This is a genomic window from Dryocola clanedunensis (assembly GCF_038405435.1).
GTDB classification, from domain to species: Bacteria; Pseudomonadota; Gammaproteobacteria; order Enterobacterales; family Enterobacteriaceae; genus Dryocola; species Dryocola clanedunensis_A.
On sequence record NZ_JBBYHZ010000079.1, the window covers coordinates 1 to 729 of the forward strand.

The window sequence follows — 729 nt, forward strand, 5'->3', positions numbered from 1 at the left end:
ACCCTCGGCACGCATCTGCGTCCACTGCGCGGCGGTGACCAGCACCGGTGCGGTGGCGGACGCCGCGGGCGCCTGCCGGGCGGCGGGTGCGGCCTGCGCAGCGGGTAACGCGGCCCCGCCAAGCGTGGCGGCGAGCAGCAGCATCAGGGGCGGGGCGTAATTCATGGCAGGGCCTCAACAGGGGTATCGGACAGCAACGGCGCGGTGGCCGTCAGCGGGTTGTCGCCCATGCGCAGGGTCGGTTCCCCGACGCGATGGCTGAAACGGATGCGGCCGCTGCGGTCGAAGCGGTTGTCGCGGATGCTGGCGAACTGCACGCCATGCAGGCGCAGGCTGGTGTCATCGGCCACCCCTGCCTGCTCGAACTGGTTGCCGTGCACCTGCAGCGCCGGACCGAAGGTGCTTTCGTCGGTGCCGCCGCGATACAGGTTCACCACCGGCCCGCCGATGCGGCGGAACGTGGAGTCCAGCAGATCCACCTGCTCGGCGTTGTAGGTGCCCAGGTCATCGGTCTCGGCGGCCGCGGCGATCACACTGCCGGTGATGTCCTCCACCGTGACGTTCGAGAGCGCGATCCGCGCGGCCAGGCTGCCCTTGCCGGTGGCGATCACATCGAAGGCCTTGTTGGCGGTCAGCCCGTGCACGTGGCTGTCTTCCAGCAGGAGCGTGTAGTTGAACGCCTGGCTGCCCGGCGGCACGCGGATCACCGCATTGCCGGCCGCATCCGGT

General features: G+C 70.4%; 1 protein-coding gene. It reads right to left on the reverse strand.

What is annotated here, in order from left to right; all coding sequences use genetic code 11:
* Window positions 1–161 precede the first annotated feature (161 nt).
* The coding region (locus AAE045_RS23480; RefSeq protein WP_455549721.1) for a hypothetical protein at window positions 162–729 on the reverse strand (568 nt) is incomplete at its 5' end.